Origin of the sequence: Agrobacterium sp. 10MFCol1.1, assembly GCF_000381165.1 — a bacterium.
Taxonomy (GTDB): domain Bacteria; phylum Pseudomonadota; class Alphaproteobacteria; order Rhizobiales; family Rhizobiaceae; genus Agrobacterium; species Agrobacterium tumefaciens.
In genome coordinates, this window is record NZ_KB906076.1 from 13,848 (window position 1) to 37,744 (window position 23,897).

Below are 23,897 nucleotides of genomic sequence, written 5' to 3' on the forward strand. Positions count from 1 at the left end.
CCAGACAGGTTTGGCGCAGCCCCCCTGTGTTGTCCTGCTACATCCCTGGCCACATTCCTCCGTCAAGTCGGAGGTTTGCTCCTGTGATATAGCCGGCACGGGGGCTCGAGAGAAACGCAATCGCATCCGCAATCTCCTCGAGGGTTCCGACCCTTCCAAGGGGCACCTGAGCAAACATTGGCAGGATTTCTCTCTCTATGTCATTCCAGGGGGCGTCGATGGCCATCCCCCTCTCAATGGCTTTCTTACGGAATGCGGTATCCAAACTGATGCTATGCACCGTTCCAGGCGAAACGGTGTTTGCGGTGATGCCGTATGCAGCAACGTCTTTTGCGAGCGACGCCGTCATCGCGATCATGGCTGCTTTGGCGGCAGAGTAGTCCGGTCGACTTGCAGGCGGCATCAGGGCCGCCAGGCTTGAGATGTTTATGATCCGACCCCACCGCGACGCTTTCATTGCGGGCAGAACGAGCGAGATGATCCTCACAGATGCGAGCACGTTCCTGTCATAGACAGCGGCCCACGTTTCAGAGCTTGTCGAGGTCCAATCCTCCGCCGGGGCAGATCCGCCGGCATTGTTGACCAGGATGTCGATCGACCCTGCTGCAGCCTTTGAATCACGAACCAGACGATCGACTTGATCCGGCACTGTCAGATCGCCGAATACCGCGAAAGCATGACCTCCAGAGGATATGATATCATGGGCGACCTCCTCTGTTTTCATTCTGTCGCGACCGTGGACAAGGATCGTTGCCCCTTCCTTTGCAAGGCCTCTGGCCACGCCCTCGCCAATCCCCTTACTGCTTCCCGTGACCAGTGCAACCTTGTTTTGGAGTTGTAAGTCCATGATATTCCATCCGTGTTATCGTCTCCTGCAGATATGAGGTTCGTTGATGAAACAGGCAATTACGCACTTTAAAGTGCCTGTCGAGGACAGGGCGACATGCCTCGGAGCCGACGGATCTGTCTCTCATGTCAGTAGGGTGCTTCGGATGATCACAGGACGTTGGAAACTGCCGATCCTTTTCCGATTGTTCGCCGAACCATCATTGCGGGCATCGCAGTTCATGAGAGACATACCCGGGATATCCCAGAAGATGCTAACGCAACATCTCAGGGAATTGGAAAATGACGGCCTCATAAGCCGACTTGACTTTCAAGAGCAGCCACCTCGAGTCGAATACTCGCTGAGTTCAGCAGGCCACGGGCTTATGCCGATTTTGATGGCGGTCAGGGAATTCTCTCGGGATTATCCCGTCGATCGGCGTCTATAACTAACTTGGGTGCCGAACGCTTGGCGCAACATTCCGAAAATATCGCTTGTATTGTGGACTGAATGGTTCCATATTGACTCCATGGTCAAGCGCACTCAAATATCCGCGTCCGTTGGTCGCCCTCGAGAATTTGAACTCGATGAAGCAGTTCGAAAAGCAATGCAGGTATTTTGGGATCGTGGATATCACGATGCATCACTTCCCGACCTGCTTGAGGGTATGGAGCTTTCCAGAGGTAGCTTTTATAAGGCGTTCGTCGACAAGCGAGGCGTCTATCTGCGTGCCCTTGACGCTTACATCGAGGACGCCGTTCGCTCGGTCGGTGAAACGCTGCATTCGAATCCGTCGCCCAAAGCCGCAATTCGGGACGCTTTTTCTCAACAAGTGGATCAAGCATCGGGAACGGAAGGTCTGCGTGGATGCTTTGTCGTCTTTGCAGCTGTCGAAATGCTTCCAGAGGATAAAGAGGTCGCACCACGTATTTCCCGGCTGTTCAGACGGTTGCAAGATCTTTATGCGGCGGCGATCATAAGGGCCCAGGCCTTGGGCGAAATCGATCCAGGGCTGGATGAACGAACGCTCGCCAGGTTCTTCGTGTGTCAGATCCAGGGCATGCGGGTCCTGGCCAAGGCAGGAGCGGATCGCGCTGAGACGAGGGCCATCGTCGAACTGGCACTGAAGGCACTTGGCTGACCCAAATTTGGAACCAAATAGTTCCAAATACTTAAAATTGCAAACCGTCGATCGATTTTTTGGTCGATGTGGAGACACCTATGAGAGACACCAGCAATCCCGATGACAAACTCGATCCACGTCGATGGATGGCACTGGTCATCCTTTTGACCGGCGCCTTTTTGCCACCGCTCGACTTCTTCATCGTCAATGTGGCGCTGCCCTCGATCCGGGAGGATTTCAGGGCCTCTGCGTCAACGATGCAGCTGATTATCTCCGGTTACGCCACCACCTATGCTGTGATGCTGATCACTGGGGGCAGGCTTGGAGATCTCTATGGTCGACGAAATGTCTTTCTGGCTGGAATGGTCGGGTTTGCAGCCGCGTCTGCCTTATGCGGGTTTGCCTGGTCTCCAGCCGCGTTGGTCGCCGGCCGTATCCTTCAGGGGTTTGCAGCGGCAATCATGGCACCGCAAGCCTTGGCTTCCATCAATGCGATTTTCCCAGACCACGAAAAATCAAAAGCCCTCAGCTTTTATGCCCTGACATTCGGGGTGGCATCGATGGTTGGTCTGTTTCTTGGTGGTGCGTTGATTGCGCTTGATATCCTTGGACTTGGATGGAGAGCCATCTTCCTCATCAACTTGCCGGTTATCGCGGTCGCTGTGCCGTCGGCCTTCATCATGTTGCGGGAAACCCGATCTGAGCGCCCAAGCAAACTGGATCTTGGCGGAGCATTGTTGATCGCGATTGCGCTATCTGCGCTGATTGCGCCGCTGATCGAGGGGCGGGAGCAGGGGTGGCCGATCTGGCTAATCCTGATGCTTGCAACGTCCCTCCCGTTTTTCCTCCTGTTCTGGCGGCATGAGAAACACCTGGAGTCGACGGGGATAGATCCGATTCTTGCACCTAGCCTGCTGCAAAACCGTGGACTAATGCGCGGGCTACTGGCTGCATTGTTCTTCTACTCGCTTGCGGCCTTCTGGCTGATATTCTCGGTCTATCAGCAGGGTGGCCTTGGTCTGACGCCTTTCGAGGCCGGGCTGGCGATCCTTCCTGCGGCCGTCGGCTTCGTCCTTGGTCCTTTTGCAAGTGAGCGCATCCTCCGCGTCTTCGGAAGATTTTCCGCAGGCGCCGGCATGGTGCTGCAAGCTGCAGGGTTGTTTGAAACGGCGGCCTTGATTTCGAATGGCCTTCCACAATTCCTTTTTGCTGGGCTTTTTCTTATCGGTGCGGGGCAGGGGATCGCCCTTCCAAACCTGGTGAAGAGCATCGTGCAAAGGGTGGACCGGACGCAGTCAGGATTGGCCTCTGGTCTGGTCAATTCGATGTTTCAGATTGGCGGTGCGTTGGCAGCCGCAATCGTTGGCGGATTGTTCTTCTCGATCTTGGGGTCGGCCACAGACGTTCAATCCATTGGCCGAGCATACAGCGTTGCAGCCGTTGCAATTGCCATTTGTCTTCTCATCGCGGGATGGCTTTCGGTCAGCCTGACATCCACCCAACCGTTGCGTCGATGAGCGGCGCATCATCAGCCGATCGCGCGGAAACGGCGTGAAACTCCCGAGCAAAACAGAGACATTCAGAGGTACTCTCCATGAACAACATCTCCACACTACCTCTTTCCGGCAGGCGCGCGCTGGTCACCGGTGCGGCACGCGGTATCGGTGCGGCAATTGCGCTAAAACTGGCCGAGGATGGTGCCGACGTTGCGATCACCTATGAGAAGTCGGTCGAGAAAGCGGAAGCTCTCGTTGCCAAGATCCGCGCCATGGGTCGAAATGCGATCGCCATCCATGCCGATGCCGCGAGCACAGCAGCCGCCATGGCTACCGTCGAACAAACTGTCGCTGAGCTCGGCGGCCTTGATATTCTCGTCAATAATGCCGGTGTCCTTTTCGCAAGTGATTTCTCCACGCAGCCACTTGAGGAGATTGATCTTCAGCTGAACGTCAATGTTCGCGGCGTCTTTCTGATCACCCAGGCAGCGCTGAAATACATCCCCAACGGAGGTCGCATCATCAGTACCGGCAGCAATGCGGGTCTGGCTGTCCCGTTCGCGGGGATCGCGGTCTATGCCGCGACCAAGTCCGCGCTGGAAAGCTTCACGCGCGGTCTCGCACGTGAGCTGGGCTCTCGGGAAATTACCGTCAATCTGGTTCGACCAGGTCCGATTGATACTGACATGAACCCTGCCGATGGCGCGCTTGCAGCCGCTATTCTGCCAAACCTGTCGATTGCTCGATATGGTAAAACCAGAGAAGTCGCTGAGGCGGTCGCCTTTCTCGCGGGGCCCGGTGCAGCCTACATCACCGGCTCAGGCATTCTCGTCGACGGCGGCATCAGTGCCTGAGCATTGATACGAGGCTGTGCCTCGCCGCTCTGTCCTGCAGGTGATAACGGGGAATTTTGGGCGCGCATGGGCTGCGGAGTTCCCTCCGCTGCACTGTGCGCGTAAATTTGGCGAAGCGGGCGGCGGCCATCATCCAGGAATTTCTCCACTCCGTTGGTGGTTTTCCTGAGTTGCAATCGTACCAAGGTAGCAAATATGGGTGGCCTGGTTTCTGCGCAAGCGCCCGTTGAGCGGTAACAGACCTAACGTATGAACATGGAGAAACATTTGAAGACCATCGGCATACTTGGCGGAATGTCCGCGACGTCAACCCAGATTTATTACCGAGAACTCTGCAGGCTTACCCGCGAGAGCCTGGGAGGACTTCATTCTCCCGAGCTTCTCATACGGTCTGTCGACTTCGACGAAATCGAGAAGTTGCAGGCATCCTCTGACTGGCACGCCGCGGGCCGAATCCTCAATGAACACGCTATCGCGCTGCAGCGCGGAGGTGCCGACCTCCTCATCCTGGCGACGAATACCATGCACAAGGTGGTGGACACGATCGTGGGCGGGGTGTCGATCCCGTTTGTGCACATCGCGGACGCAACTGCAACCGCTATCGCCGACCGCGGTTTCCGGAGACCGGGTTTGATGGCAACGGCCTTCACCATGGAGCAGACCTTCTACACCGACCGCCTCATCGCTCAGGGGCTGTCGCCAACGATCCCTGAAGCTGATGATCGAGCTGAAACCCATCGTATTATCTATGAAGAGCTGTGCCGCGACATCGTTCGCGAGGAGAGCCGCTTGACCTATGAACGGATTGCGCAGCGTCTGGTCGACAAAGGCTGCGACTGTCTTATCCTCGGCTGTACCGAGGTGGGTATGCTGTTAAACCAGGAAAACGTAGGCGTTGCCGTCTTCGACACGACCCTCATTCATTGCAAAGCCGCCCTTCAAGCTGCTTTACAATGACATGTTTTGTTCTGACGGTCGATCGATCGTGCGAAAGGTGAGGGGCAATGGTCAGACCTGTTCGCCCAGGTGATGCCGGACCCACTTCGCTTCTTCCGATGCGGTACGCCCGAAATGCCGTCTGAAGTCGCGGCTGAATTGCGCCGGGCTGACATAGCCCACTGACGCCGCCACCTCTGCAATTGTTGCAGTCTGGCGGGCGATCATCAGTCTCGCTTCATGGAGCCGCATCGCCTTCACATATTGCATGGGACTTGAGCCTGTCAGCTCCTTGAAATGGACATGGTAGGAAGGAACGCTCATGCCCACCGCTCTGGCCAGGTCCGCGACGGTGATTTCAGAGCCGTAGTTTTTGCGCAGCCATGCCAGGCTCTCGACCAGTTTTCCCGACGTCCCTTTCCGCTGCAAGGCGGCGATCACTGCGCCGCCTTGCGGCCCCGACATGACCCGGTAATGCAGCTCACGCAGGATGGAGCCGCCAAGGACGGCGACCTCAACCGGACTGCCAATCACCGTCAGCAAGCGCAGCAGGACGTCTTCGATACTGCTGTCCATCCTGCTCGAGCAGAGCCCTTTTGGCTTGACGCGTGCAGGACCGGCGAGTTTTTCGAGCTGCGTGGCGATCTCGGCCGCCATCTGCATATCGAACTCTAAATAGACCGCGAGCAGTGGCCGCCGTGCACTGGCTGTAGATGTCATCCTAAAGGGAACGGGCACCGAAACGGCAAGATAGTGGTCTTCGTCGTAGAGGTAGATTTCCCCGTCCAGAATGCCGTATTTGCTCCCCTGCAATACGAACACGGCACCCGGCTTATAAAGAACCGGAATGTCATTCAGCACTGCTTCCGTGCGTAGGATACGGATACAACCGAGCCCGGTCTGGTTGTAGCCAAGACGAGGAGCGAGTTGTCCGGCCAAGGCGGCACACTGGTCATGTGTAGAGGGCGGCATTTTACAGTTCATAGGAATTGGCAAAACTCTAAGAGGATTCGCAATCGAACCCGAGCGGTCTCCAGATTATCTGTCACATGCAAGATTAATCAAGGAGTTTCAGATATGTCGCCAAAGACCTTCTTCATCACAGGGGCGAACTCGGGGTTTGGGCTGGCGATCGCCACTGCCGCAATCGAAGCCGGTCATACCGTCATCGGGACTGTCCGATCCGAAGCTTCGCGTGAAGCGCTTGCGAAGACGCTACCGCGGCTTCACCCGCTCCTTTGCGACGTCACCGAATTCGATCTCATCCCAAGCGTGGTTCAGCAAGCGGAGGACGATCACGGTCCGGTCGATGTGCTGATCAACAACGCGGGATACGGGCACGAGGGTGTGCTTGAGGAATCGCCGATCGAGGAGATGCGCCGCCAGTTCGACGTGAACGTGTTTGGCGCCGTTGCAGTCGCCAAGGCGTTTCTCCCGAGGTTCCGTGAGCGCCGAAGCGGCTTTATCGTCAACGTCACGTCGATGGGCGGCATGATCACCATGCCCGGCATCGCCTATTACTGCGGCAGCAAGTTCGCGTTGCAGGGTATTTCAGAGGTCATGCGTTCGGAAATGAAGCCGTTCAGTGTGCACGTAACAACCCTTTGCCCCGGCTCGTTTCGGACGGACTGGGCAGGCCGTTCCATGGTCCGCACAGAGCGTTCCATTGCTGACTATGATACCCTGTTTGATCCGATCCGCCAGGCGCGTCAGGCAGTGAGCGGCAAGCAGCTTGGAAATCCGCAAAAGCTCGCCGACGCGGTGCTGACCCTCATCGAATCTGACAATCCCCCGCCGCAACTTCTCCTTGGCAGCGATGCGCTCAAACATGTAACGGCGCGGATCGAACGCCTGACCCAGGAAATCGAAGCTTGGAAGGGCGTGACTGTCTCCACGGACGGCTAACGCACACCCAAAATTTGCTGTTGACGATCTGCCTACTAGAAGGTAGACAAGCTGCATGAGCAATCTTTCGACCACCTCGGACGACATTCTGGCGTCCACCCGACACCTTCTGATAAGCAGCGGCTACAATGGCTTCAGCTACGCCGATATCTCGGAGATTGTCGGTATCCGCAAAGCAAGCATTCATCATCATTTTCCCAGCAAGGTCGATCTGGTGCGTGAGCTGGTCAAGCGTTATCGGGAGGATGGCCAGGCAAGCGTGGCAGTCCTTGAGCAGAAGGTTCCGAATGCTCTGGACATCCTCAAGGCTTATGCAAACCACTGGGCTGCATGCATTGAGGATGCCAGCAGACCCTACTGTGTCTGTGCTATGCTTGCCAGTGAACTGCCATCCCTCCCCACGGAAGTCGCAACCGAGGTGACGAACTTTTTTCGCTTCATCTCCTCGTGGCTGGCATCGGTCATGGAGCGCGGTTCCAAGCAGGGCGAACTGACCCTTACCAGTGCGCCGCATGTTGAAGCCGAAACATTTCTGGCAACCGTCTACGGGGCAATGCTTTCGGCGAGAGCCAATGGGAAGCCGGAAGTGTTCTCAATGATACTCGAACCTACCCTCAATCGTCTCACGCCGACGGTGTCTCACTAATCCTGCGTGGCAAGGCTACTCGGGTCAATCGCGTCCATCGAAACTACCAACTAGTAGGAAGATAAAAATGAGAAATACTTTCCCAGCCTTGGCCCTCGGGCTGACCAGCATCCTTTCTGTAACTGTCCTTTCGGCACCCGCATCTGCCGAAGATAAGAAAGCCGCGCCGATCCATGTCCGCGGCAGCATCGTCGACTACCAGGCGTCAACGCTCAAGGTGAAGACCCGCGAAGGCGAGACTGTCGACGTGGCCCTTGCCAACGACTGGAAAGTCGCCAGCGTTGCCAACGCAAAGGTCACCGACATCAAGCCGGGCGATTTTGTGGGTATCGCATCATTGCCAAAGGCCGACGGCGGCGATGGTGCGCTTGAGGTCCTCATTTTTCCGCCGGCAATGAAAGGCACAGGCGAGGGGAGCTACGGTTGGGATCTGAAGCCCGACAGCAGCATGACCAATGCGACGGTCGCGGATGCCGTTAAAGGCGTCGATGGCCGGACTGTCACCGTGACCTATCATGGCAAGGAAAAGAAGATCGCCATTCCGGATGGGACACCGGTCGTGACCATCGCCGCGGCCACCAAGGATGATCTCGTTCCTGGCGCCGTTGTCTTCATCACCGCCGAAAAGACTGCAACAGGCCCCATCGCCCATCAGGTGGTCGTCGGCAAGAATGGCGTGGTTCCACCCATGTGAAGACCACGCCGTCACTGGCCGGAGCAGCCGCCTTACTGCTTCGGCCCGTGACTACAGATCGACGCTGCTTGGTGTGCAGCCGCTAATGCACAGATGAAAGACGCTGAGATGAGCGCAGACGCTTCCAATGACAATGTTCAATACCCTCGGACGATCTTTATCCGCCGCCACTCCGTTGTGACTCGGCTTACGCACTGGCTGAACGTGCTTTGCCTGGGCTTCCTTCTTTTGAGCGGGCTTCAGATCTTCAATGCCCACCCGGAGCTTTATTGGGGTCATTATGGCGCGAACGGCGATCCCGCCATCCTGACAATCGGCTCAGATGATGGCGGTGGTCAGCCGCGCGGTTTCGTTCGTATTGCCGGGCTGGAGATCCCCACGACGGGCCTGCTTGGCGTTTCTCAGGCTGATGGCGAACAAGTCTCACGCGCTTTTCCCTCCTGGGCAACCATCCCTTCATTCCAGGATCTTGCGGCCGGACGTCGCTGGCATTTCTTCGTCGCCTGGCTGTTTGTGATCAACGGCATTGTCTATCTCGGCTTCAGCGTGCTGAGCGGACATTTCCGCAAAGACCTCGCGCCAAAGCCCCATGAGATCTCGCCGCGCCACCTCGGCCGCGAAATCCTCGACCACGCTCGGCTCCGCTTTCCGGAAGGGGAGGAGGCCAAACACTACAACGCGCTTCAAAAGCTCACCTATCTGGCGGTCATTGTCGTTCTGCTGCCGCTGATGGTGCTGACAGGTTTGACAATGTCGCCGGGCGTCGATGCCGCTCTGCCGTCCCTTGTCGATATTTTCGGCGGACGCCAGTCCGCGCGCACGATCCATTTCATCACAGCGTCGGCGCTTGTCATCTTCGTCATCGTGCACGTGGCAATGGTGGTCCTTTCCGGGACCTGGAACAACATCCGCTCGATGATCACCGGACGTTATGCGATCCAGGAGAAAGGCCCGAAATCATGAGCAAGCTTTTCACCCGACGCCGCTTTCTCATCGGCGGCACGCTCGGGGCCAGCGCCCTTACTCTCTCGGGTTGCGACCTCTTGGACCAGAACGCAGACGTCGCAAAAGTCCTTCGCTCAGCTGAGCATCTGACCATGAAAGCCCAGAGACTGCTTCAGGGGCGCGATTCACTGGCGCGCGAGTTTGACGAAAAGGACATTTCCCCCTCCTTCCGTGTCAATGGAACGAGTGCTCCCGACAGCGATGAATATGCGGAACTGTTGGAAGGTCACTTCGCAAACTGGCGACTGAAGATCGACGGTCTTGTTGATCGGCCTCGAGAGATTTCGCTCATAGATCTGAAGGCGCTTCCTTCCCGCACCCAGATCACCCGCCATGACTGCGTCGAAGGCTGGAGCGCCATCGCCAAGTGGAGAGGCGTTCCGCTCGCCCATCTGTTGCGCCTTACCGGCGTCAAGCCGACGGCGCGATATGTCGTCCTGCATTGTGCCGACGAGCTCGAAAAGACGCTCGACGAAAGCGGCCGCTATTACGAGAGCATCGATCTCATCGACGCGGTTCATCCGCAAACCATCCTCGCCTACGAGATGAACGGCGAGGACCTTAGCGTCGGTCACGGCGCGCCCTTGCGTCTCAGGGTCGAGCGGCAACTGGGGTACAAACAGGCCAAGTACATCATGCGCATCGAACTGGTCGACAGCTTCGCCGGCCTGTGGGGCGGGAACGGCGGCTATTGGGAAGATCGCGGCTACGAATGGTACGCCGGCATCTAAGGCCAACAAATGGCGAACCACAGGAAAACAATCCATGAGCCGACGCAAAGTCCAGAATGTGATGCCGATTTCATCAATTGCACCCTTCACGACAGGTCGAAATCAACCAAACCAGTTCGATCCTCTCGGATCCTGACGGCCGATGGGCGGCGAGGCGCAAAGAGGCGATCAGCGATGCCTTCGAGAAAAGCATGCGCATCAAGGGTTCCTACTGCGGCGGGGCAAAGGTTTCCTCTCAAGGCGGCTCGCATGACCTCGATAGTTCCGAGAGGTCAGCCGGGAAACTCTCCGGCGAAAGCCATCGGATCGGCCCTACTGAATGGGACGAGAACACCCTCTTCGGCAAGCATGTCGTCTTCATCTGACGACGCTAGCGCAAACCATCAATCAACCAGTTCACAAAGTGGAAGAAAACAATGTCGCACAACCAGACCTCCCGTGCCCCGCGCGGCAACGACCAGTGGCTCAAGCAGTATTACTTTACCAGGGCGGCCTTCTCAGTGCTGTGGGTCGCGGCTGCGTTGACTGCCGGACGACATTCCTTTGCGGTGGCTGCCGCACTGCTGATCATCTATCCCGCTTGGGATGCAATCGCGAACGTTATCGATGCCGCAAGGAGCGGTGGTCTTGCCGCCAACCGGAGCCAAGCGATCAACGTCGCAGCGAGCTCGATTATGACGATAGCCGTGATCCTGGCGTTGACAATGAACATGAACTGGGTTCTCGGCGCTTTCGGTCTATGGGCGATTTTTTCGGGGCTGTTGCAGCTTGGAACTGCCGTACGGCGTTGGAAAACGAGTGGAGGTCAGTGGGCGATGATTTTGAGCGGTGGCCAATCCTCTTTGGTCGGCGCACTCTTCATCTTTCAAGCGCAAATGCCGAAGGAACCTTCTATCTCAACGGTTGCGGGCTACGCTGCCGTCGGGGCATTCTACTTTCTGGTTTCGGCAATTTGGCTGTCGATCGCCCTGTCGCGTCGCAGGACGCAACCCATCTCGTAAGCGCTACCTCGCGCCAATGAAACCGCTTGGAAGATATTCAAATGATGACAGATGATGCGGCAGGGCAACTTGCTTCCTATCGGAGGACCATCGACAACCTGGATTCAGCTCTCCTCTATATTCTGGCCGAACGCTTTCGCTGTACCGAGCAAGTCGGCCACTTGAAAGCTAAGCAGGCGTTGCCGGCAATCGATAATGAGCGAGAGCGACGCCAATTGGATCGACTGATGAGCATCGCTAGTGATGTTGGCCTCAGTGGGCACTTTGTCGAAGGGCTGATGTCAATGATCGTGGGTGCTGTGGTGGAGCGGCATAGGGAGATTGCGGCCAAGAAGTAAGTTGTCTGTCGCGCCTGTGCTACCGCAGCCGTGGATCGGTGGGGAAATCGATCTTCTTTGGGCGGCTTACCATGCAGCGGTATTTGTGAGGTGGTACGAGACGGTCGCGATAAACGCCCGAAGACGCTGAAGACGTCGCAGGTCCCGGTGATATCCCATCCAGATGTCTCGCGCCGGCGGGGGCTTAGGTAGTTCCAGTCTGCGGATACCCGGGATCTGATTGCCCACGACGCGGGGCAGGACGGCGATCCCAACGCCCTGCTTGCACATTCGTGCCTGGACGTTTCGGTTGTTTGATCGCAGCACGGGTCTCGCGTTCGGGAAACTCTCGGCGAGCCAGGCTATGTCGGGGAATTGCCCTGTCGAAGTATCGTGGGTGATCAGCCGGAAACCTGTCCCGTCGCCATATTTAGGGTCAGGCGACTCCTCGGCGATATAGACGTCGTATTCGAGCCTGAAGAGCCGCCGTTGAATGACATCTGCAGTGTCGAACGGAACGATGCGAAAGGCGACGTCGGCCTCCCTTTGGGCGAGGTTGAACAGGCGAGTGCCGGTCAGGATTTCGACGTCTACATTGGGGTAGGCTTTCGAGAATTCTGCCAAAATGGGAGGCAGGACATAAGCCCCGAACCAGTCTGCTGATGAGATGCGCAGATTGCCTTTGAGATTTTGCTCCTGCCCGGCGAGCCGGCGCTCCATGGCAAGCGCGCCTTCTTCCATCTGCTCGGCCAGGGCTATGACCCCATGGCCCTCCTCGGTCAGCACGAGACCGTCCGCGGTCCGCTGGAAGAGCGTGTGGCCGATCGCCTCCTCAAGGGCACGCAGCCGTCTGCCGACTGTGGGATGGCTTGTATGAAGAGCACGTGCAGCGCCGCCGAGCGTTCCGGATCGCGCAATCGCAAGGAAGATTTTTACGTCACTCCATTCCACGGCCAAGCCCTTACAGAAATGAACATTGAAAATACAAAACTGTCACTTCAAGTACAAATCTAAACATATAGATTCAAGTCATATTTCGAAAACAAGCGGAGAAACGTCATGAGAACTTGGTTCATCACAGGCTGCTCGAGCGGCTTCGGACAACGGCTCGCGATCGCTGCAGCACAGCGGGGCGATCATGTTGTCGCTACTGCCCGCAACGTCAACTCAATCGAAGAAATGGCTCGGCCATTCGACGGCCGTATGATCACCTTGCCGCTCGACGTGACAGATGCGGCGGCGGCCGAGGCTGCGGTCGCAAAGGCGGTAGAGACATTTGGCGGGTTTGACGTGCTTGTAAACAATGCAGGCTACGGTCTGTTCGGCGCGATAGAGGAAGGCACCCCTGAAGAATATCGACCGATGTTCGAGGTGAACGTCTTCGGGTTGATCGAAACCACCAAGGCGGCCTTGCCCATCCTGCGACGTTCGGGCGGAGTGATTGTCAACATGTCGTCCGGCGCAGGGATCGCGGGCAGCGGCGGCGCAGCATATTACAATGCAGCCAAGTTTGCGGTTGAAGGGGTTTCCGAAGCACTCTCCGGCGAGCTGAAGCCGTTCGGCATCCGCGTGCTGATCGTCGAGCCTGGGCCATTTCGCACCGACTTCCTTGGACGTTCGATCACGATGGCGGCCAAGGAGATGCCGGAATACGCCGCGAGTTCGCGCAGGCACTATCGCGAAACCAACGACGGCAATCAGGCGGGCGATCCCGATAAGGCGATCGCGGTGATCCTGCAGGCAGTCGATACGGATGACGCTCCGCTTCATCTGCCGCTCGGTCCCGCTGCGCATTCGATCGCTGAGCGGAAGTTGGCTTCGTTTCGCCGTGATATCGACACCTGGCGCGACATCTCGATCGCGACCGATTTCGATCAGCCCTGAGCTGGTCGTTAGCTCTGTTTAACATCAACATCGATGGGAAAGAGTTATGATCCCAACATTGGAAGGGTTTGCCCAGCAGCTGGTGCCGGTCAATGGCATCAAGATCAATGCCGTCACGGGGGGCTCCGGCCCGCCGATCCTTCTGCTTCACGGTTGGCCGGAAACCTGGTGGGAATGGCACCACGTCATGCCGCTGCTGGCCGAACAATTTAGCGTGGTGGCGATTGATCTGCGCGGTGCGGGTTTTTCCGACTGCCCGCTTGACGGCTATGACAAGGCGACGATGGCGCGCGACGCGCACGAAGTAATGCTCGCCCTTGGGCATGAACGCTATGCCGTGTGTGGCCATGACATTGGCGGAATGGTCGCATTGCCGCAGGCCGCTATCTATCGAGATTCGGTTACTCACCTTGCTGTCCTCGATGTTCCGCTTCCTGGCTGGAGCCAGTGGGAGGCGACGACGGCAAAGATCTGGCACTTCGCGTTCCATGCTAATCGGGATCTGCCGGAACGCCTGATTTATGGCCGCGAACATGACTATGTTTCGGCCTTCATGGCGGAGCGGTTTTACGATCACAGCACCTTTAATCCTGAAGACATCGGCATCTATGCGAAAGCAATGGCACTTCCTGGTCGCACGCGCGGTGGCATGGAATGGTACCGCACACTGACCGCCGACCATGCGGCCGCGCTTGAGTACAAGAAGCGACCGCTTGAGATACCCGTTTTAGGTCTCGGCGGGGCGCAGCGTTTCGGTGCTCATATGGTCCCGATGCTCAAGGAGTTCGCCACTGATGTCACGGGCGGCTCGATTGCCCGCTGCAGTCACTATGTGGCGGACGAGCGCCCCGATGAAGTGGCCGCTGCTCTCATCGATTTCCTCAAGGCCAAATGAATTCTGCGATCAGGGCAAATTGAGCCCGATCGCGTTCATCGATTCAACATGAAAGGAAAACTGTCATGACTGCACCTCAAATTCGCGGCGTCAATCACATCGGCATCACAGTGCCCGATATCGAGGCAGCAAAATCGTTCCTGGTGGAAGCTTTTGGCGGCCAGGTGATCTACCAATCGTTCGGGCCGCAGGATCCGGCCAGGCAGGGACCCGAGTTCGAGCGGGCCACTGGTGCTTACCCCGGAACGGTCGTGCGTGCGCAGGCGATGGTCAAGATCGGTACCGGGCCTGACATCGAGCTCTTCGAAATGCACGGTCCCAAGCAAGCGCAACCGGTTACACCGAGCGACTTCGGCATTACCCATTTTGGTGTCTATACCCACGACATCGACGCATCGGTAGAGCGCTTTGAGAAGGCCGGCGGAACAGCCCTCACGGCACCACGCGCTATTCCCTACGCAACCGAAAAAGGTCCTGGAAACAAGGTCTGCTATTGCCGCACGCCGTGGGGCACGATGATTGAGTTTATCACCACGCCTGACCGTATGGCCTATCATGACCAGACGGATCTGCGCAGATGGCAGGACGAGGAATGAGCGTGAGCTTTGATACCTCGTTATCCCGTCGCAGCCTCCTGTCGCTTTCGGCGATGGCTGCGACCTCGGCCCTGGCAGGGTGCGTTTCCACCCCCGGCACGGGCCGGATGGTGGGGCGACGGTCGGCGCCTCTCCAGGATCCGATCGGCCCTGTCCACATCGCTCCTGCGCCGACAGATGCCGAACTGGCTGTCATGTACGGTCCTGTCGAGGATGGCGACTTTCTAATCCCGGCGGTTCCCTACAAGCAGATCGATCCGCGCTACTATCGCCAGCAGGTCCTCGACCCGACTGGCGAGGCGCCCGGCACGATCGTCGTCGACACTCCCTCCCGCTTCCTCTATCTCGTCCAGCCGGGCGGGACCGCGATGCGCTATGGTGTCGGGATCGGGCGCGATGGCTTTGCCTGGCAGGGCAACGGCATCATTCAGTGGCGTCAGAAATGGCCTCGTTGGAAACCGCCGAACGAAATGGTCGCGCGTCAGCCGGAGCTCGCCAAATATTCGATCGAGAACGGCGGCATGGAGCAGGGCCTGAAAAATCCGCTCGGTGCGCGAGCGCTCTACATCTTCTCCGGCGGCCAGGACACACTCTATCGTCTGCACGGCAATCCGCAATGGCGCTCGATTGGCAAGGCCGTTTCGTCCGGCTGTGTGCGGCTGCTCAACCAGGACATTATCGACCTCTATGAACGCGTGCCGATCAAGGCGCCAATTGTCGTCAAGCAGTAAGCGCAAGCGATCACGTCCGTCCCTCCCTGGATAGAGGAGAGACATGTCCTTCAGCGCTTTCAAAGCCTCAGTTAATCCACGCACAAAACTCAAGGAACTACCGACCATGTCGAACTTCAGTAAAGTGGCCGTTTGCCTCGTTGCCGCGCTTTTGTCTTCCGTTGCCGTACCAGCCCCAGCCTTAGCGGACGCGCGCAACATCGTCCTTGTCCATGGCGCGCTCGTGGATGGTTCGGGCTGGCGCGGCGTTTATGACATCCTGACCCGCGACGGCTACAATGTCAGCATTGTCCAGCAGCCGCTGACAAGCCTCGACCAGGACATCGCAGCCACGATGCGCGTAGTCGATCAGCAGGACGGAGATGTCGTTCTCGTCGGTCACAGCTACGGAGGCACGATCATCACGGCAGCAGGTGATGATCCCAAGGTCAAGGCACTTGTTTATGTCGCAGCGCTCCAACCTGAAAAAGGTGAAAGCACGGCACAATTGCTCCAGTCTATGCCGTCACCCACCAAGGACATTAAGCCGTCGAAGGATGGGTTCCTTCTTATCGACCGGGCAAAGTTCGCTGCGGATTTCGGGGCAGATCTGCCCAAGGATCAAGTCGAGTTCATGGCCCGGTCGCAAATGCCTGTCGCCGTCGTCGCCACCGATACACCGGTTTTGGCCGCAGCTTGGCACGAGAAGCCCAGCTACGCAATTGTAGCGAAGGACGATATGACGATAAACCCCGACTTGGAGCGCTGGATGTACAAGCGTGCCGGTTCAACGGTGACAGAGGTAGAGGGCAGCCACGCTATCTACATCTCTCAGGCGGCTGCAGTCGCAAAGGTTATCGAGGAAGCAGCCAAAGCTGCCAAGTAGCGGCATGCATTCTGCAAAAGCCGCTTGTCTCGATGAACTTGCTAGCTGCGTCCCGTCTGGGGACGTGGCGCAGCTGTTTCGAGACATGTACCTGCGCCTGGGAGCGAGCCGTGCAAAACGCAGCCGTCCCTGGCTCAACGATGAAGAGCGTCATCGGCTGAACTGGCCTGACGCCATGTACAGATGTCACTCCCGCGGGCGAAGTGAAGGACTGTCCGACGTCGCTGGTCGTTTCAACTTTTTCATCCAGCAGCGCTTGAAAATTCGCGACGCTCGTATCAGTGCCGCTAGCAACCAGCAAAGATTGCGAGGACCACTATGGATCGAGAGATCATTATACCCGACGAGATGCAGGAGATCGTCAGTCGAGCAGGCTATGCTCCCGCGGTTAAAGTCGGAGATACAATTTACGTCGTCGGCCAAGTCGGGCGGACCAAGGATCTCAAGATTATTCACGATCCTTTAGAGCAATTCAGAGCTATGTGGGACAATTTGCGGATTGTCCTCGAAGCCGCTCATTGCACGTTCGATGACATCGTGGAAATGACAAGCTATCACGTCGAAATGTCCAAGCACATGGACGTGTTCCGGACAGTAAAAAACGAGGTGTTTCCGAAGGGAACCTATGCGTGGACCCGGATAGGTGTCTCGGAGCTCGCGCACCGGGGACTCCTCGCTGAGGTGAAATGTGTTGCCGTAAAGCGATGATGGAACCTATATGTCGCGAACGAACCTTTCCACGCTGAGCATAAAAGTTACAGCAGCTTAGTGTATCAGAGGCGGTGGACTTTGGTTCGAATCTATTCAAGGCGAACGCCCCTAAAGGCAATCCTAATCTAATCGCCGATCTGGCGAAGGAACACGGCCTTCCCACTTAAGAACGCCGTGCCGAATAGTTAGTAGCATTCAGAGCTGAGGCCGCATCGCCCGTGTCGGGCTGACGTTTTCAAGCAGGGATGCGATGTGAAGGATAGTCGATTCAGCCTGCCACGTGCCGACGATCTGGACGTTGATCGGCAATCCTTCCTTGCTTGTTCCAAATCGCATCGAGACGCCTGGCAGACCCGTGATATTAAGAGGCACGGTAGCGCCTTGGAGGTAAGTTGCGTCGACTGTCTGGCCATCGATCACAAATTCCTCGACGCCATGCTTATGGGCGGGAATTGGCAATACGTGGGTGATGAGCGCATCGTAGCGTGAGAAGTAATCAGCATAGCCATCACGCAGGCGCTCGGCGGCCTGTTCGGCGTCGATATAATCGTCCATCGAAGTGTCGGGCAGGGACAGCATTGTTTTTGCCATCTTGTAAAGCTCGTCTTCCCGACGACCAGCGGTCGCCTCGCGGAAGGCGGGCTTCATTTCCATGACGTGGAGACGGTTAAAGACGTCAAGCGCGAAGTCCTTTTCCAGTGCGGGGATGCCGACATGCTCGACCGAGACACCCAGGTCTTTCAGCGCCTCGGCAGCAGCCTTGACGGTGGCGGCAACTTCCGGATCGACAGGGCCGAATCCAGGTCCGACCATCCAACCCACGCGAAGCTGGCGATATGGCTGTCGGCCAATGCCAGCGTCGAAGGGAACGGCACTTGAGGCGAAAGCGTCCTGTCCATCGGCTCCTGCGAGCTGCGAGAAGGCCAGTGCGATGTCACGCACCGAACGAGCCATTGGACCAACGTGCCAGAAGCGACGCGGCGCACGTGGCCAGATACCGGTCATTGGCACGCGCCCATGGGTCGCTTTCATCGAGGTGATGCCCGTCTGCGCAGCGGGCCCGCGGACGGAGATTGCAAGGTCAGTTCCCAGGCCGATCGGCGACATGCCTGCAGCAATGGCTGCGGATTCACCGCCACTCGAACCGCCTGGCGTGCGTTCCAGATCCCATGGATTGTTGGAACGCCCGGACAGCAGGTTGTCGCTCTCGATCCAATAAGAGAATTCCGGGAGGTTGGTCTTGGCGAGAAGGATGCCGCCTGCCTTCTTCATGCGTTCGACGCTTGTCGCATCGCGATCGGGCGTGCGGCCCTTGAAGATAGGTGAACCACGCTGAGTGAGGACACCGGCGGTGTCGATCGAATCCTTGACGGTGAAGGGGACGCCATGCAGTGGCCTCAGTTCCTCACCAGCACGAACTGCGGCTTCAGCTTTACGGGCCGCTTCAAGCGCACCTTCCGCGACAGTCACGATCGCATTGACCTGGGGGTCGACTGCCTGGATGCGGTCGAGATGGGCTTGCACCACTTCGACAGGCGATACGTCTCTATCGCGAATGAGTTCTGCCAGCTTGGTGGCATCGGAGTAAATCAGTTCGTTGCTCATGGCGGTCTCTCTAACTAACAGTTGGTAGGCAGTGCAGAGCTAGCGCTTTACAAATCGCCCGTCAACCCCTATCTAACATTTGTTAGGATAAAAACGGAGTTTGGGAATTATGTCCGGGAATGCGAGGGAAGCCATACTGGCCGCAGGGCGTTTAAGCGCCCAAGCGCACGGCTATGGGGGGCTCAACATGCGCGAGCTAGCGGCCGAAGTCGGCATCAAGGCGGCCAGCATCTATCACCACTTTCCAAGCAAGGCCGATCTCGCAGCCGCGATCGCAAAGCGCTACTGGCAGGACACGAAGGCGTGGCTCGAAGAAGTCGCCGACATAAAAGGCGATCCGAAGGCTGCTCTCCGAAAGTATCCGGAGACGTTCCGGATGTCGCTGGAGAACGGCAATCGCCTGTGCCTCGGTAGCTTCCTCGGCGCGGAGTATGATGATCTTCCTCAACAGGTCAGGACAGAGGTGCAGACCTTCGCTGACGTCAATATCGCCTGGCTAGCGGAGCGGCTGCTCGATGCCGGCCTGACGGATGAGAAGGGAAGCGATGCGCGGGCAAGATCAATCTTCGCCGCGATCGCGGGAGCGCAGCTCCTTGCCCGCAGCAGGTCCGACATCTCGCTGTTCGACACGATGATCCAAAGCTATCAACAGGCAGGCATGTTGCCAGGCGGATAGGAGCGGACATTTAATGAAGGGTGTATTTCGGGTGTGCTTCCAGTTTCGGTGCCCAGATTGTCTCAGTGGAGGAAACAAAATTGATCTGTAAGAAGATCTTTTAGCCTCATATGATCCCTATTGGCGGCATTTCGTTTGGCGTGAGCAGATGCTGTGAGATACGTAAACATATCATAATGGGAAAGATGAATCGTTAAGGTATCATATGAAGTCGGATCCGGAGGCTCTTCAGGACATAGGGCGGCTGCTCAAGACGTCGCGCAAGACTTTGGGCCTCACCCAGGAGCAGGTTGCGAATATGGCGGGCATATCGCGTCCGCGGTACCGCGAGATTGAGGCTGGAGCCAGCGCTGCCCGTACGACCACTCTGATCAACATTGGTCGTGCGCTTGGTCTGGAACTGATGCTCATCCCTCAAGCGATGGTCCCGGCGGTTGAAGCTTTACTGCAGCCAGGTGGCGCCGAAGATGACCTTGCTGCTTTCGTCGCCAGTCCTGATGGTGATTGCATTGTCTGATGCGCCTCTTGATCCAATATATATAACCTCACTGGACGTGCTGCTGAATGACCTGAAGGTCGGCGTGATCGTGAGGACGCCGGGGAGACTTCAACGCGTTCAGCTTTGAGGAGAGCTATCGACAGACGGGTGGTTTCCCAGTGCTCAGTTTGTCATTTCGCGCGGCACATGGGGGTTTGCGGAAGGACCCGAAGCCTGTCGCAAGGGCTTTGCCATCGTTCTTTGCGAACCTTCTTCCAGAGGATAAACTGCGCGAGGCGATGGAGAAGCACCATTCAGGCAGCGTGCGAGCAGGAAATGATTTCAACCTGCTTGCAACACTCGGATCGGATCTGCCGGGGGCTGTCCGAATTGTGCCGAGCGAAGGCAGCATTGTTTGTAATGAGGGTTTGACACCCCCGAGACCGAAGGCCCGGTTTTCGCTCGCCGGTGTGCAGATGAAACTCTCCGTCATCAAAAACACAGGCAAGGGCGGCGGTCTGACGATCCCCTTAGGCGACGAGCAGGGTTCATATATAGCCAAGTTTCCATCAACATCATTTCCCGCTGTCTCGGAAAACGAATTTGCAAATCTCGCATTGGCCGAAGCGATTGGCATGGACGTGCCGGAACGCGAGCTCGTGGAGCAATCGCAGTTCGAGGGTATTCCGGAGGAGTTTGAAACGTTGTCCGACGGCAAAGTCCTCCTCGTCAAACGTTTCGATCGGGTTGCCGGTGGTGAACGCATCCATATCGAAGATTTCGCTCAGGTATTCGGCGTCTATCCGTCTCAAAAATATGAGGGGGCCGCATATCATGATATCGCTGTGGCTATTGGGATCGCCGTTTCTTCAGCGGCAGCCCTCGAGTTCGTCCGACGACTGGCTTTGGCTGTGCTGACAGGCAATGGCGACATGCACCTCAAGAATTGGTCGCTGATTTATTATGGGAAGGGCAACAAGCCGGCACTCGCCCCAGTCTATGATGTACTCTCGACAGTCCCATACATTCCGTCGGACGCTATGGCACTGTCGCTGGCCGGTGAAAGGCCGTTCAAGGCAATGAACGCCCAGCGATGGAAAGTCTTCGCGCATCGTGCGCGACTGCCTGAAGCTGCTGTGCTGAAGGCTGTTACGGAGACCGTCGAGCGCGTCAACCAGTCTTGGTGGTCTCTGCCTGAACGAGCTGTTCTACCCGATAGAGTGCTGGAACGGATTGATGCCCACATCAAGCTGATGTCGCCGATCCTCGGCACGTGCGCGAATTAGCAATTGGTGTTTTTGCGTAACTCGTTAGCAGTTTCATAGCCCACCAAAACCGATAGGGTTGCTGGTTCGAATCCGTTCAACAGCGAGGCAATGTGGATCTAAGCCATCGCAGGCATTTGATCTGAGGGGCGTGCGGGCCTACCGTGTTGATTTACGGGCCCCCTTTCGGAAGCGCTACTACTGTAAATGACATAAGGTCCCAGACGTTAGCAAAATGGGCCAGGTTCAAACGTAACCCTAAAACTTCACAAGTGCGGTTGGCAGGCTGACTGCAGCCAGTTTGCAAAATCTCCGACTTTAGCTCGCGCTTCGTCTCGGGCAGGATAAAGGGCATAATATCCGTAACCAGTTTCGACCACTTTGGAGTAGGGTGTGACGAGCTTCCGATCCTCAATGTCCTGACGGAACAGCGTTAGGTCGCCCATAGCTACGCCGAGGCCACTGGCGGCCGCCGTAAGTGCGAAATCCTGTGTATCGAAAACCTGGTGAGATGAGGCCTGGAAGGAATACGCTCCTTGCGCCTGAAGCCAAAGAGTCCAGTCGCTTTGGCGGGGATTTGAGTGGATAAGTGTCTGTTTTCCCAAAGACGAAAGATCGTCGTCATTCGCAAGGTCTGACGCGATGTAGGGGCTGCACATGGGAGTCAACCGCTCTTCCATCAGATGAATAACGTCCATACCGGGCCAGAAGCCGTTACCGTAGGTTATGAAGACGTCAACGTCACCGAGCCCGAACGTCGGTTTCTGGAACCATGCGGTGTCGATATTGATGCTGAGGTCAGGATAGAGTTGCTTCAGATCGGCCAGACGTGGAAGCAACCACCTGCGTGTAAATGTCGGGGTGATCCGCACGGTTATCGACCGAGTGCCGATCCTGCTGGCCTCGATCGAGTTTTTGAACGAAGACAGAAGACCTTCAACAATGGGGAGTATGGTCATGCCACGCTCGGTGATTGAGACCATCCGGGTGTGTCGTTCAAAGAGGACACACCCGAAGTAATGTTCGAGCTGTTGGATCTGTCGGCTCACCGCGCTCTGACTGAGGTTCAACTGTTCTGCGGCCGCGGTAAAGCTTCCCGTCGCCGCTACGACGGAGAAGGCTTGCAGAGTCTGCAGCGGAGGCAGTCGGTTCGCATCGAATCTCAAGTCCAAGGCATGGCCTTTCGTATCATGTGGAGCTGGCGAGAATCCTAAACGATCTCCGCCCGCTATGAAACGCAGGTTCAGCTAAGGAGGTTGGTGACTTCTTGGATGGCTTTCCTGACGCGCTCGGGCGATGTGCCGCCTATGCCGGCGCGGCTTGCAACCGAACCTTCCACCGTAAGGACTGCCTGAACGTCCTGCTTGATAACGTCCGAGAAACTTTGAAGGTCGGTAAGGCTAAAGTCTGCGAGGGACTCGTAATCCCGCTCGCGTGCTGCCCCTACGATAGCCGCCACGATATGGTGTGCGTCGCGGAACGGCAGGCCGGCTCGTACGAGATAGTCCGCAAGATCGGTGGCAGTCGAGTAGCCTTGCCCTGCAGCAGCCAGCATCTTGGCCTTTTTGACCGTGATACTGGCGATCATCTGGGCGGTCACCGTGACGGCACCTCGGACGTTTTCCAAGGTGTCCGTAAGCGGGGGCTTGCATTCCTGCATGTCCTTGTTGAAGGCGAGAGGCTGGCTCTTGATGAGTGACGCGGCAAACGCAAGATTGCCTATCATTCTCGCCGCCTTGCCGCGAATGAGTTCGGCAAGATCCGGGTTCCTCTTCTGTGGCATGATAGACGAACCGGTGCAGAACGCGTCTCCGACTTCGATGAAGTCGAAGAGCGGGGTACACCACATGATAACCTCTTCCGCAAAACGCGAAAGATGGCCCATGATCAGTGCGCCAGCAGCAGTGATATCGACGATGTAGTCGCGATCGGAAACGGCATCGAGAGAATTTCTGCAGACGGAGCGGAAGCCGAGAATCTTGGCCGAATATTCAGGATCGATCGGAAAACCAGTACCGGCAAGCGCCGCCGCGCCGAGCGGCGAAACGTTGAGACGCTCCCTTGCCTGCTCGACACGTTCGATGTCCCTCAGAAACATCTCCACGTAAGCCATGAGATGATGCCCAAAGGTAATCGGTTGGGCCACCTGGAGATGGGTGAAGCCAGGCATAATCGTGTCAACATGCTGTCGCGCAAGGTTGAGGAATGCTGCAATCAACTGCCGCAACTCGCCGGCAAGCTGGTCCAGTTCGGCACGGGCGTAGAGCTTGACGTCCGTGGAATTCTGATCATTGCGGGAGCGGGCCGTGTGAAGTCGCTTTCCTGCATCGCCGACAAGCGCGGTCAGTCTTGCCTCGACATTCATGTGAACGTCTTCGAGTTCTTTCTTCCATTCGAACGTACCGGCCTTCATCTCTTCGGCGATCGTCACAAGACCAGACTGTATGGCATCGTTGTCTTCGTGGGAAATGATGCCGCACTTCGCCAGCATGTTGGCATGGGCACGTGATCCCTCGACATCGTAAAGGGCGATGCGCTTGTCCTGATCGAGGCACTCCTGGAAGTCCCGGAAGTCATTGGCCAGAGCTTCCTTGAACAATGGCGACCATGTGGTTGGGGCCTGAGCTTTCATCTGATTGCCTTTCGTTATCGTCTAT

The 23,897-nt window shown here is 57.1% G+C and carries 27 protein-coding genes and 1 pseudogene; 22 read left to right on the forward strand and 6 right to left on the reverse strand.

Annotation, left to right across the window (positions count from 1 at the left end):
* Positions 1-37: 37 nt before the first annotated feature.
* Entirely contained in the window at positions 38-847 is an 810-nt protein-coding gene (locus F617_RS0113400) for an SDR family NAD(P)-dependent oxidoreductase (protein WP_019565585.1), read from the reverse strand.
* A gap of 46 nt (positions 848-893) precedes the next feature.
* On the opposite strand from F617_RS0113400, the gene F617_RS0113405 reads away from it, so the two are divergent.
* The 5 genes from F617_RS0113405 to F617_RS0113430 all read left to right on the forward strand — a co-directional run bounded on the left by F617_RS0113405 (position 894) and on the right by F617_RS0113430 (position 5,256).
* Positions 894-1,274 carry a helix-turn-helix domain-containing protein gene (locus F617_RS0113405; protein WP_019565586.1) on the forward strand — a complete coding sequence of 127 codons (381 nt, stop codon included), beginning with the start codon at positions 894-896 and terminating at the stop codon, positions 1,272-1,274.
* Between the two features lie 159 nt (positions 1,275-1,433).
* Positions 1,434-1,967 carry a TetR family transcriptional regulator C-terminal domain-containing protein gene (locus F617_RS0113410; protein ID WP_019565587.1) on the forward strand — a complete coding sequence of 178 codons (534 nt, stop codon included), beginning with the start codon at positions 1,434-1,436 and terminating at the stop codon, positions 1,965-1,967.
* Between the two features lie 80 nt (positions 1,968-2,047).
* Complete coding sequence (locus F617_RS0113415; RefSeq protein WP_019565588.1) at positions 2,048-3,466, forward strand: MFS transporter; 1,419 nt, start codon at positions 2,048-2,050, stop codon at positions 3,464-3,466.
* Positions 3,467-3,543: 77 nt separating this feature from the next.
* Positions 3,544-4,299: an SDR family oxidoreductase gene (locus F617_RS0113420; RefSeq protein WP_019565589.1), complete on the forward strand. Its 756-nt coding sequence runs from the start codon at positions 3,544-3,546 to the stop codon at positions 4,297-4,299.
* Between the two features lie 267 nt (positions 4,300-4,566).
* Positions 4,567-5,256 (forward strand): aspartate/glutamate racemase family protein, encoded by a 690-nt coding sequence (locus F617_RS0113430; RefSeq protein WP_019565591.1) that lies wholly within the window; start codon positions 4,567-4,569, stop codon positions 5,254-5,256.
* Positions 5,257-5,307: 51 nt separating this feature from the next.
* On the opposite strand, the gene F617_RS0113435 is transcribed toward F617_RS0113430, so the two are convergent.
* Positions 5,308-6,219 carry an AraC family transcriptional regulator gene (locus F617_RS0113435; RefSeq protein WP_051093859.1) on the reverse strand — a complete coding sequence of 304 codons (912 nt, stop codon included), beginning with the start codon at positions 6,217-6,219 and terminating at the stop codon, positions 5,308-5,310.
* A 93-nt stretch (positions 6,220-6,312) separates the two neighbouring features.
* Between F617_RS0113435 and F617_RS0113440 the strand changes: the two genes are divergently transcribed.
* The 8 genes from F617_RS0113440 to F617_RS0113475 all read left to right on the forward strand — a co-directional run bounded on the left by F617_RS0113440 (position 6,313) and on the right by F617_RS0113475 (position 11,555).
* Positions 6,313-7,140: an oxidoreductase gene (locus F617_RS0113440; protein WP_019565593.1), complete on the forward strand. Its 828-nt coding sequence runs from the start codon at positions 6,313-6,315 to the stop codon at positions 7,138-7,140.
* A gap of 55 nt (positions 7,141-7,195) precedes the next feature.
* Complete coding sequence (locus F617_RS0113445) at positions 7,196-7,786, forward strand: TetR/AcrR family transcriptional regulator (protein WP_019565594.1); 591 nt, start codon at positions 7,196-7,198, stop codon at positions 7,784-7,786.
* 67 nt (positions 7,787-7,853) lie between these two features.
* Entirely contained in the window at positions 7,854-8,480 is a 627-nt protein-coding gene (locus F617_RS0113450; RefSeq protein ID WP_019565595.1) for a hypothetical protein, read from the forward strand.
* Between the two features lie 108 nt (positions 8,481-8,588).
* Positions 8,589-9,443, forward strand: a complete 855-nt coding sequence (locus F617_RS0113455) for a cytochrome b/b6 domain-containing protein (protein ID WP_019565596.1) — start codon at positions 8,589-8,591, stop codon at positions 9,441-9,443.
* Positions 9,440-10,216: a molybdopterin-binding protein gene (locus F617_RS0113460; protein ID WP_019565597.1), complete on the forward strand. Its 777-nt coding sequence runs from the start codon at positions 9,440-9,442 to the stop codon at positions 10,214-10,216. The genes F617_RS0113455 and F617_RS0113460 overlap by 4 nt, the downstream gene beginning before the upstream one ends.
* Before the next feature lie 191 nt (positions 10,217-10,407).
* A complete protein-coding gene (locus F617_RS28850) occupies positions 10,408-10,581 on the forward strand; it encodes a hypothetical protein (RefSeq protein WP_245260793.1) in 174 nt (57 codons plus the stop codon).
* 51 nt (positions 10,582-10,632) lie between these two features.
* Positions 10,633-11,217 carry a hypothetical protein gene (locus tag F617_RS0113470; RefSeq protein WP_019565599.1) on the forward strand — a complete coding sequence of 195 codons (585 nt, stop codon included), beginning with the start codon at positions 10,633-10,635 and terminating at the stop codon, positions 11,215-11,217.
* Positions 11,218-11,258: 41 nt separating this feature from the next.
* Positions 11,259-11,555 (forward strand): chorismate mutase, encoded by a 297-nt coding sequence (locus F617_RS0113475; RefSeq protein WP_019565600.1) that lies wholly within the window; start codon positions 11,259-11,261, stop codon positions 11,553-11,555.
* 66 nt (positions 11,556-11,621) lie between these two features.
* Here the strand turns inward: F617_RS0113475 and F617_RS0113480 are convergent, their stop codons facing one another.
* The gene (locus tag F617_RS0113480) at positions 11,622-12,485 is read right to left on the reverse strand and encodes a LysR family transcriptional regulator (RefSeq protein ID WP_026330831.1); all 864 of its coding nucleotides are present in this window, start codon (positions 12,483-12,485) and stop codon (positions 11,622-11,624) included.
* 108 nt (positions 12,486-12,593) lie between these two features.
* On the opposite strand from F617_RS0113480, the gene F617_RS0113485 reads away from it, so the two are divergent.
* The 6 genes from F617_RS0113485 to F617_RS0113510 all read left to right on the forward strand — a co-directional run bounded on the left by F617_RS0113485 (position 12,594) and on the right by F617_RS0113510 (position 17,213).
* Positions 12,594-13,418, forward strand: coding sequence for an oxidoreductase (locus F617_RS0113485; RefSeq protein WP_019565603.1), 825 nt, complete (start codon positions 12,594-12,596; stop codon positions 13,416-13,418).
* Positions 13,419-13,464: 46 nt separating this feature from the next.
* Entirely contained in the window at positions 13,465-14,313 is an 849-nt protein-coding gene (locus F617_RS0113490; RefSeq protein ID WP_019565604.1) for an alpha/beta fold hydrolase, read from the forward strand.
* A gap of 65 nt (positions 14,314-14,378) precedes the next feature.
* Positions 14,379-14,909, forward strand: a complete 531-nt coding sequence (locus F617_RS0113495) for a VOC family protein (protein ID WP_019565605.1) — start codon at positions 14,379-14,381, stop codon at positions 14,907-14,909.
* Positions 14,906-15,640 carry a L,D-transpeptidase gene (locus F617_RS0113500; protein ID WP_019565606.1) on the forward strand — a complete coding sequence of 245 codons (735 nt, stop codon included), beginning with the start codon at positions 14,906-14,908 and terminating at the stop codon, positions 15,638-15,640. Before F617_RS0113495 ends, F617_RS0113500 begins: the two co-directional genes overlap by 4 nt.
* A gap of 106 nt (positions 15,641-15,746) precedes the next feature.
* A complete protein-coding gene (locus F617_RS0113505; RefSeq protein WP_026330833.1) occupies positions 15,747-16,505 on the forward strand; it encodes an alpha/beta fold hydrolase in 759 nt (252 codons plus the stop codon).
* A gap of 318 nt (positions 16,506-16,823) precedes the next feature.
* Positions 16,824-17,213 carry a RidA family protein gene (locus tag F617_RS0113510; protein ID WP_019565608.1) on the forward strand — a complete coding sequence of 130 codons (390 nt, stop codon included), beginning with the start codon at positions 16,824-16,826 and terminating at the stop codon, positions 17,211-17,213.
* Positions 17,214-17,411: 198 nt separating this feature from the next.
* On the opposite strand, the gene F617_RS0113515 is transcribed toward F617_RS0113510, so the two are convergent.
* A complete protein-coding gene (locus F617_RS0113515) occupies positions 17,412-18,821 on the reverse strand; it encodes an amidase (RefSeq protein ID WP_019565609.1) in 1,410 nt (469 codons plus the stop codon).
* A gap of 109 nt (positions 18,822-18,930) precedes the next feature.
* On the opposite strand from F617_RS0113515, the gene F617_RS0113520 reads away from it, so the two are divergent.
* From F617_RS0113520 to F617_RS27015, 3 genes and pseudogenes are all read left to right on the forward strand, one after another.
* The gene (locus F617_RS0113520; protein WP_026330834.1) at positions 18,931-19,497 is read left to right on the forward strand and encodes a TetR/AcrR family transcriptional regulator; all 567 of its coding nucleotides are present in this window, start codon (positions 18,931-18,933) and stop codon (positions 19,495-19,497) included.
* A 205-nt stretch (positions 19,498-19,702) separates the two neighbouring features.
* Entirely contained in the window at positions 19,703-20,014 is a 312-nt protein-coding gene (locus F617_RS0113525) for a helix-turn-helix domain-containing protein (RefSeq protein ID WP_019565611.1), read from the forward strand.
* Positions 19,995-21,261 (forward strand): annotated as a pseudogene (locus tag F617_RS27015) (type II toxin-antitoxin system HipA family toxin). The gene F617_RS0113525 and the pseudogene F617_RS27015 overlap by 20 nt, the downstream one beginning before the upstream one ends.
* A gap of 245 nt (positions 21,262-21,506) precedes the next feature.
* On the opposite strand, the gene F617_RS0113535 reads toward F617_RS27015, so the two are convergent.
* Both F617_RS0113535 and argH read right to left on the reverse strand, forming a co-directional pair.
* Complete coding sequence (locus F617_RS0113535; protein ID WP_019565613.1) at positions 21,507-22,412, reverse strand: LysR substrate-binding domain-containing protein; 906 nt, start codon at positions 22,410-22,412, stop codon at positions 21,507-21,509.
* A 71-nt stretch (positions 22,413-22,483) separates the two neighbouring features.
* The gene (gene argH, locus F617_RS0113540; protein WP_026330835.1) at positions 22,484-23,872 is read right to left on the reverse strand and encodes an argininosuccinate lyase; all 1,389 of its coding nucleotides are present in this window, start codon (positions 23,870-23,872) and stop codon (positions 22,484-22,486) included.
* Between the last annotated feature and the right edge of the window lie 25 nt (positions 23,873-23,897).